Annotated in this window: 4 protein-coding genes; 1 reads left to right on the plus strand and 3 read right to left on the minus strand. The window is 43.4% G+C overall.

Translation table 11 applies throughout. From position 1 onward, the window contains the following. Window positions 1-21 precede the first annotated feature (21 nt). Window positions 22-2,751 carry a CHASE2 domain-containing protein gene (locus tag RMY63_RS07010; protein WP_322728013.1) on the plus strand — a complete coding sequence of 910 codons (2,730 nt, stop codon included), beginning with the start codon at window positions 22-24 and terminating at the stop codon, window positions 2,749-2,751. Here the strand turns inward: RMY63_RS07010 and RMY63_RS07015 are convergent. The 3 genes from RMY63_RS07015 to RMY63_RS07025 all read right to left on the minus strand — a co-directional run. Next, window positions 2,729-3,493, minus strand: coding sequence for a DUF928 domain-containing protein (locus tag RMY63_RS07015; RefSeq protein WP_322728014.1), 765 nt, complete (start codon window positions 3,491-3,493; stop codon window positions 2,729-2,731). The genes RMY63_RS07010 and RMY63_RS07015 overlap by 23 nt on opposite strands. A gap of 87 nt (window positions 3,494-3,580) precedes the next feature. After that, on the minus strand, window positions 3,581-6,550 hold the full coding sequence (locus tag RMY63_RS07020; protein ID WP_322728015.1) for a CHAT domain-containing protein: 2,970 nt from the start codon (window positions 6,548-6,550) through the stop codon (window positions 3,581-3,583). Window positions 6,551-6,611: 61 nt separating this feature from the next. Further along, window positions 6,612-9,225 (minus strand): beta strand repeat-containing protein (locus tag RMY63_RS07025; RefSeq protein ID WP_416212490.1); only part of this gene is annotated, 2,614 nt, incomplete at its 5' end.

Genomic DNA, 9,225 nt, shown 5'->3' on the forward strand with positions numbered 1-9,225 from the left:
AAAATGTAAAGGACAGCCTTGATGACAGCAACTAAGTCAAACTTTGAATATCAAATCGGAGGGAGTCTTGAGAGTAGCGCCCCTAGCTATGTGAAACGACATGCTGATACAGAATTTTATGAGGGCTTAAAGTGGGGTCAGTTTTGTTATGTGCTGAACTCGCGGCAGATGGGCAAGTCTAGCTTGCGAGTGCAGATGATGCAAAGGCTACAAGCAGAAGGAATCATCTGTGTGTTTATTGACTTGACAGGAATGGGAACACAGGATGTAACTCCAGAAAAGTGGTATGCAGGAATTGTCCAATCTTTGGTGAGTAGTTGCCAACTGCACTCCAAAATTCAATGGCGGAGTTGGTGGCGTGAGCGGCGAGATTTGCTTTCACCGGTGCAGTGTTTGAGTAAATTTATTGAAGAAGTACTGTTAGTAGAGGTAAAGCAAAATATAGTTATTTTTATCGATGAAATTGATCGTGTTTTGAGTCAGAATTTTTCATTGGATGATTTTTTTGCTTTAATTAGATTCTTCTTTCAGCAACGAGAAGTTAATTATGAATATAGGCGTTTGACTTTTGCACTATTGGGGGTTGCAAATCCTAACGAACTGATTCAAGATAAGACCCAGACACCATTTAATATTGGCAAGGCGATTGAACTGCAAGGATTTCAGACTGATGAAGTGCAACCATTAATAGATGGTTTGAAGGAAAGAGTGAGTAACCCCGAAGCGGTTCTCATGCAGATATTAGAATGGACAGGTGGGCAACCGTTTCTGACGCAAAAGCTGTGTCAGTTTATAGTTTTAGAGTCAACTGCTCAAAGATTTTTATCGGTTGATCAAGTAGTAAAGTTGCACATTGTTGAGAATTGGGAATCTCAAGATGAACCTGAGCATTTGAGGACGATTCGCGATCGCATCTTGTACAGAAATGAAAAACGTACAGGTAGATTATTAGAGTTATACCAGCAAATCTTACGTCAAGGAGAAATTTCTGCTGATGGTAGTGCTGAACAAATCGAATTACGACTCTCAGGGTTAGTAGTTGAGCAACAAGGCAAGCTTAAGGTATATAACCGCATTTATGAAGCTGTCTTTAACTACAGTTGGGTTGACCGTAATTTAGCACAGTTGCGACCTTATGCAGAAGCGATCGCAGCCTGGTCAGCATCAGCTTGCCAAGATGAATCCTATCTATTGCGAGCACAAGCTTTACAGGATACCTTAGCTTGGGCATTAGGTAAAAGCCTTGGCGATTTAGATTATCAATTTTTAGCCGCTAGTCAAGAATTAGCCAAACGCCAAGCCCAAATGTCACTGCAAGCAATAGCACAAGCTAATAAACTTTTGGCACAAGCTAGACAAAAAGTCAAGTCAGAAGTTTTACAACAGCGAATTGGCCAAAGTTGGATACTATGGATTGCTATATGTGTGACTGCACCTATTTTGCTGCTGCGCTTTGGTGGACTATTGCAGGGTGGCGAGTGGAATATGCTTGACCAGTTTTTTCGCTGGCGGCTGTTGCTAGAGTCACCAGAGAAGCGGATAGCGATTGTCACTATTGATGAAAAAGATATAAAAAAAGCAGGAAAGTGGCCTATTCCCGATCGAGTTTTAGCTAAGGCAATTGCCAATATTAAAGCCCAAAAACCTAGAGCAATTGGTTTAGATATTTATCGAGATTTACCTGTGGAACCTGGGCATCAGGACTTGGTTAACATCTTCCAATCAACTCCTAACTTATATGGAATTGAAAAAGTTGTGGGAAGTAAGATTAATACCATTGCGCCTCCTCCCACTCTCAACCCAGAAAGAGTGGGCTTTGCCGATCAGGTGGTGGATGCAGATGGTAAGGTGCGTCGTGCATTATTATTAGTACTCTCACAAGATGAAACACGCTACAGTTTGGCAATGAAACTGGCGCAGCACTATTTACAGTCCGAAGGGATAACCATAGAATTGGTTGACAACGACCCCCAACGTCAAAGGATGCATTGGGGTAAAGCAGTCTTGGAAAGGTTTGTGAGCAATGATGGAGGCTACGTCCATACAGATTCTGGAGGTTATCAGATTTTGCTGAATTTTAGAGGTAATCAGCAAAATTTTGCGACTTTTCCTTTAAGGGATATCTTGGAAAAGCGCATTCCCCCTGATAGTTTACGCGATCGCTTAGTTCTTATTGGTATCACTGCTGAAAGCATTAAAGATGTATTTTATACGCCCTATAGCAGTGGTCTATTTAGTTCTTCCCAGCCAATGACTGGAGTGAGCGTTCATGCCAACATTATCAGTCAAATAATTAGTGCTACTGTTGATGGCAGACCTTTGCTTCGTGTTTGGCAAAAACCCATAGAATGGCTGTGGATTTTAGTTTGGGCGGGATTAGGAGCATTAGTTAGCCGACAGTTGAAGTCTTCAATCGCGATCGCTGCCAGTATAATCTTTGCTGGTGCTGGGCTTTTGGGAATTGGCTTTTTAGCCTTTTGCTTGGGCTGGTGGCTACCCATCATTCCCTCGCTGCTAGTGCTTTTGGGGTCAGCAGTTGCCTTAGAGTTGGTTACTTATAAACAACTCGAACAACTCCAATTTCATCGTACTTTGGCACTGCTTTTAGAAATGTGCCAAAACCATCCCCTTGCTGGAGCAATTGCCATTGAATACCTCAAGCAGTCAGAAAGCCAGGATAATCAGGCTTTTATCGAGCAGCAGTTACGAGAAAAACAATCAGCCACTTCTACAATCGAAGCGGTTGAGTAGCGATCGCTTCTAGCCCTACAGACTTCAGAAAGTCAGTCCAGATATATGCTATGGCTTGATTATCAGGCTGAGTGCTTTTGATTTGAGCTAGGGCAATGACGGCATCGTACCAAATTCCTTGTTCACTGTAAGCATCTACCTGCTCCAAAGTTATTCTCTGCTGACTCTGGAGTTGAGGTAAAGCCACACGGCGTACCCACGAAATAATTACTGGATCGTTAGGGCTAGGTTTTTCCCCACATATCAACGCTAAAACCCACTGATAATTTTTGCCTACTTCCAGAGGAGGTGAGTTATCTGCTGACTTGATACTAATAATACTAGGTTCACCTTTAATAGCAATGAAGCTTTGGGAATAAAGCTGATTGTCTTCCGTCATCAAGTTTAAGACTACTTGCTTGGCAGATGTTTGCGGCAGATACACTAAAAATGTCGGATGTTTTGCTGTAGTCAACCCATAGTTGCTCTCATAGGAGGGAACAAGGGACATTAGAGAAGCCTGGTTAGATGGAGTAGTCGTTGATGTTGCATCTTGAAGACATTGCAAACTACTTCGAGATCCACCTGATAATGTAGATTTTGGTTTCCCCTGATTTGATGGTGGTTTGAATATTATCCGCTGGAGTTTTGAGCGATTAGTCGGCTTTGGAATATTAGCATTTGATTGGGTAATTGTTGGTTGCATCCCCATCACAAACAACCCGACCGTCATTAGACCAATCAACTGTTGACTATTTAACATGAGTTATCTTTTGGTAAAGTCTATCTTTAATTAAGTGATACTCATTACTAATGCTCAATTCCGAAAAAGTAGTATACTACTTGCTGGCTATAACCAATTACCTACTAAGACAAATGGCGCCCAGTAGTAAGGACGACTATAATTTGGCGATCGCAACAGGAACAACTGAGCTTGACGAAGTGCCTCAGCTTTAGTGACTCCAGGTTGGTTCAATTCTGAATAGAACTTGTTCATCAGCTCAACTGTAGATTCATCTTCTACTGACCAAAGCGTTGCTAATGTACTACGTGCCCCAGAACGCACCGCCACCCCTGCTAGTCCCAGAACCGCTCGATTATCACCTGCGGCAGTTTGGCAAGCACTCAAAATTAACAATTCCAAAGGACTTCGACCAGGGCGATCGCGTGCTTGCAATAATTGGTCTAATTCTTTAACATTAATCCGACTATCCCAAGTCAACAAAAAGGTATTCTCCGCCTGAGAAGAAAACTGACCGTGGGTTGCTAAGTGAACAATCGGGAAAGGTAAATTGTTGATTTGAACTTTTAGGCGATTGCGGGTAAATTCTTGGTTTAAAAGAACTTCTGTGGGAACTATCTTTGCAATCTCTTGAACTTCCTCTTCCACTCCCGGTAGTTTGGCAAACCCTTGACGAGCCTCAGCCAAACCTCCCACTAAAGTTTGCAATTTGTTTGGGGAAAGCGAAGGTGAATACAACAGCTGTAACCCAGGACTCAACGCCAGGTTATATTTTTCAATTAGATATTTCCGCTTCTGACTATCATAAAGTGCCGACATGGGCACTCCACGTAAAACTCCATCTAGTACAAACACCAAAGTTTTAATCTCATCCTTTTCCAGTTCTGCTTCAATTGGACGGATTAACCAGTCATAAAAAATTTGTTGGGGACGAAGTGAATTTTCAGAACTGTAAATGTAACGGGTGAAGCCAGCAAACATATCATTGTAGACACGCTCGACCTCTCCAACTTCTCCTGATTGAGAATTAGGCTTCAGAGGTGTTGCGTAGTATTTTAAAGGCTTTTGAGGTCGAGACAAAATAACAGCAAGGCGATCGGGCAAAATAATCGAATAGATGACCGCAGCATTTGGATCTAACTGGTCGATTGGTTGGGGTTGGCTGGTTACACAAGCTTCCCGAAAGAAGTTGGTCAGTTCTGCTAATTGGAGTGCTTCTATAACATCACGAGCAAGTTTGAGATTCTCCTGATTAATCTCTGTTTGCTTTATCTGTTGAGAAGCAAGGGGTTGCAAGAGCAAATTGACCAGCTCTCGATAGACTGGTTCTACACTATCACGAAAAGTAAATTGAATTTCTGGATTAATACCAACCAAGTCCTTACGCAAAGACTGAAGAGTTTCATAGGCTAAGGTGTAGGCTTTAAGTGCGCTTTTTTGATCTTGTTGAGTTTGATAAATCCGTCCTAGCTGCCACTCCCAAAGATAGGTAATACTGGAATCATTAAAAGCAGATTTCTGCTGTAAAGCTTGTTCAGTTAATTGTCGTGCCTCTGCCAATTTTCCCATTTGCTGGTAAACTCCTCCTAGATAACCACGAGCATCAGCTTCGGCTTGCTTGTCTCCCAATTGTTGAGCTTGGTTAAGGGCGGTTTGTAAAATTTGCCCAATTTCTCCCCATGAGGGAATTTTTGAGGATTCAAGAGTTTTAACACCAGTGCTCGTAGGTGTATTCTTGACAAAGTTACACAGTTGCAGAATCGGGGATAAAGCATTTGATGAGTTTTCACTCAGTCCTGATTGCAGACACATTAAACTTTGAGCAAATTTGATGTGAGCATAGACAGTCGGATGACTAATAGGTAAGTCATTAAGGTTAGACGTGATTTCAGATAGCAACGTTGGTACTTCAGACCATTGTTGAGTTTGTACCAAGAGGCTAAATCTATTCAATTGAGCTTGTCTTTTGATGTCTGATGAGGTAGATGATTCAGCTTGCCGATAGCAACTAGTTGCCTGTTGATAAAATTGGGCAGCATTGGCTGTACTAGCTGCTTGGATGCAGTCTAGAGACTGTGTGGGTGGTATCGTTTGTTGCCTTGGTGTTTCTAACTGTATTTTTTTATTGCCCAAAGACCGGGCTGTATTGCCTAAACTTAGGTAAGTAGCAGCGAAATTTTGTGAATCTCCTGATTGTTGAGCTAATTGCCCAGCTGTAAACAAGACCATTTGCGATTGTTCGAGTTGACTAATAACTCGTAAAACATTGCCGAGACTACGCAAAGCCAGGATATCTAAAGAAGAGGAATTTTTCTTGTTGACAAATCGTTCTTTTAAGGTTTGCAGTTCTTCTTTTGTGATCTGGCAGTTTTGATGATCGAGCTCTAAAGTTTTTAGTAAAGTCTTGCAAGCCAATGGGTAAAGACCCAAGTCTTGCATGGCTTGAGTTTGGTTAATCTGGCTTCTAATTGCACCATTTTGATTGCCGAGATTTTGATAAATTTCAGTCGCTTGTTGCCAAGTTGCTAGGGCTGCTTCTGATTCTCCTACTGCTAGTTGCAACTGTCCTTGGATGTCTAATGTAGAACTGAGGATTTGCGATCGCTTTGGTGTTTTTGGCTGTGTTTGTAGGATATTTAAGCTGGTGGCGATCGCTTTTTTAGCTTGCTCCCACCTACCGAGTTGTTGAGCAGTCAGAGAAAGATTACTCAAGGCCATTGCCTGGTTAAGTTTATCTTCTCGTGCCGCAAAAGCCGCAGCAGCCTGTTCCCAAATTTTTAGGGCTGACTCAAATTGTCTGTTTTGGTAAAGCGATTTGCCTTGTTCTACCAGTTCTAAAGGCTCTTGTTGAGTTTGAACGATCACAGTTGATGCCCAAACCTGGGTAGGAACCAGCACTCCTCCCACAGACAAGCAAAATAACAGAACTACTAGGATTAGCGATCGCACTTGACTACTATAGAGTCTAGGGACTATGAAATCACTCGGTTTATAACGGCTAATTTGCGAGAAAAATCTTGCTTTGAGCGTAGGCGTAGCCCGTCGTAGACATCGCCCTCTCTGCTTTTTTTGATGCATATTTAATTTGTTATGTCAAGTTTTTCACAAAAATACCTATTTTCACCTTTTTTCCGGCGTTTCATCGTCCAGGACAACTATTTAAATTTTTAGGTAGGCGATGAATTTCAGTGACGTTGGGATTGTAGGCGGTGAGAACTACTTCACCTTGATTGTTGAATACCCATCCTTGAGTCGGTACAATCCGGCTGGGGGTTTGGGATTTTGAATTCTGGCTGGAGGAGGTTTTCTGCGGTGGTTTTAGATTACTGACGATTGAGACTGGTTCAACTAAACCAACCTGAGTAGCTTCTTGGCTCAAATCTTCGTTGGGACTAGGAGGTAAACCACCACGTCCTGCGATCGTGAATTCACTACCAACACCTTTACTACAAGGATTTTGGGCGATTTGGTCATTAGGATCGACAACATTTGCAGGTAATTCCACTAAATTCTGGCTCGGATCAATCACTTGATTGATGTTCACCACTCCCCGATTGCCACCAAACTGTGAACTAGCGGTGATGTCATTTAACGAATCTCTGGGCTTGTCCCGATATTGAATCCCAAAGATCCCAGTAGCTGTGATATCAACACGACCACCGTTACCATAAGTTGCATTGGCGGTTATATCACTACCGTTTGGTTTTGCGGGTGATGCAATTAGAAATTGGGTTTTAATGTCAATGTTCCCGCCAGTGCCAATTGCTCCTGGTTGGCTTTCAGTGCCTGCATTGGTAGTGATTTTGCTGTCGCCTTGCATCTGCAATAAATCTGCTACCTGTAGCGTGATATTACCGCCTCTTTCTTTAGCGGTTTCGGCTGAGATCGTTCCTTCATCCAAAGTCAAAGAATTGGCTTGCATAGATATATCGCCTCCAGCTCCACTTCCCTGACTATTCACAGAAAGTTCGGCACCATTTTGAATCAGGACATTTTCAGGGGAGCCAATCACAAAGATATTACCGCCATCACTGGTAGAAGTGTTTTCAGTTTGAGCTAAGACTGCTGTCCCCAAATCAGAGAGAGTAAGGCTGTTTTGCGCGTTCAGTGTGATATTGCCTGCTTTGGAACTAGCTGAAGTGTTAGTACTGATTTGTCCGGCGCTGGAGAGTTCAATAGTATTAGCAGTGACATCAATATTACCAGCATTGCCATTTCCATTAGTATTAGCACTGATAAAAGCCGCATTACTGAGCTGTAAGCGAGGAGCGTTGATTGTAATCCCTTCGGAGGCTCCGGTTGCGCCAGGCTTGACTTCACTGGCTATGGCCGAAGTACGGGAGCGATCGCCCGTACCGTCAACAACTACACTATCAGTAGCTTTGACTAGAATCGCACCAGAATTGCCCTTCCCTAAAGTATTAGTATTTACTTGTGCACCATTGGTAACTTTCAGGATCGGAGCATTGATTTCAATCCCTGCTGAATTGCCCGTAGCAGTATCTGTCACTTCGCTAGTTGCAGCACTGCCATTACCCTGGCTCGATTTGCCATCAAAGATTACCTTGTCAGTGGCAGTAATACTGATCGCACCTGCATTACCTGAACTTTTGGTACTGGCATCCAGAAAAGCTCCATTCGTCACCTCTAAAATCGGGGTGTTAATCACGATCCCGCCAGAGTTGCCATTTGCTCCGTCAACAACTTGACTCAATGCAGCAGTGCGATAATCGCCTCTGGTAGACTCTCCATCAAAGATTACCTTCTTAGTGGCAGTAATCTGGATCGCGCCTGCATCACCTGAGCCTTTTTTGGTACTGGCATCTAGCAAAGCGCCATTCGTCACCTCTAAGATCGGGGTGTTAATCACGATCCCGCCAGATTTACCAACTGCTCCGTCAACAACTTGACTCAATGCAGCAGTGCGATCGCCTCTGGTAGACACTCCATCAAAGAGTACCTTGTCAGTGGCAGTAATCCGGATCGCGCCTGGATCACCTGAGCCGTTTTTGGTACTGGCATCTAACAAAGCGCCATTCGTCACCTCTAAGATCGGGGTGTTAATCACAATCCCGCCAGATTTACCAACTGCTCCGTCAACAACTTGGCTCAATGCAGCAGTACGCTCGCTTCTGGTAGACTCTCCATCAAAGAGTACCTTGTCAGTGGCAGTAATGCGGATCGTGCCTGCATCACCTGAACTTTTGCTACTGGCACTGAGTTGAGCACCGTTAGTGATGGCAACACTAGCCGCATTAATCTCAATCCCGTTGGAATTGCCTACGCCACCTTCTTCCACTTGGCTTTGTACTGCACTGCCATTTACCAATACATCACGGGCAGTAATACTGATTTTGCCTGGATCTCCTTGTCCTAAAGTACTAGCACTGAGTTGAGCACCGTTAGTGATGGCAACACTACCCGCATTCGCATTAATCTCAATCCCGTTGGAATTGCCTACGCCACCTTTTTCCACTTGGCTTTGTATTACACTGCCATTTACCAATACCTGATCGCGGGCAGTAATGCTGATTTTCCCTGCATCTCCTTCTCCTGAAGTACTGGCATTGAGTTCAGCACCTTTGGTAATTGTTAGACTACCTGGGTTAATCTCAATCCCGCCTGAGTTGCCTACAGCCCCATTTTCAACTTTGCTCAATATTGCACTACGGTAGTTGTAAGTAGATTCGCCATCTAGCAATACCTGATCGCGGGCAGTAATGCTGATTTTCCCTGCATCTCCTTCTCCTGAA

This window comes from Nostoc sp. ChiQUE01b (assembly GCF_034531255.1).
In the GTDB taxonomy this organism is placed as follows: domain Bacteria; phylum Cyanobacteriota; class Cyanobacteriia; order Cyanobacteriales; family Nostocaceae; genus Nostoc.

What these genes read in the sequence shown, in the direction of transcription:
- RMY63_RS07010 (WP_322728013.1), top strand. Translation starts at nt 22, where the DNA reads ATGACAGCAACTAAGTCAAACTTTGAATATCAAATCGGAGGGAGTCTT.
- RMY63_RS07015 (WP_322728014.1), bottom strand. Translation starts at nt 3,493, where the DNA reads ATGTTAAATAGTCAACAGTTGATTGGTCTAATGACGGTCGGGTTGTTT.
- RMY63_RS07020 (WP_322728015.1), bottom strand. Translation starts at nt 6,550, where the DNA reads ATGCATCAAAAAAAGCAGAGAGGGCGATGTCTACGACGGGCTACGCCT.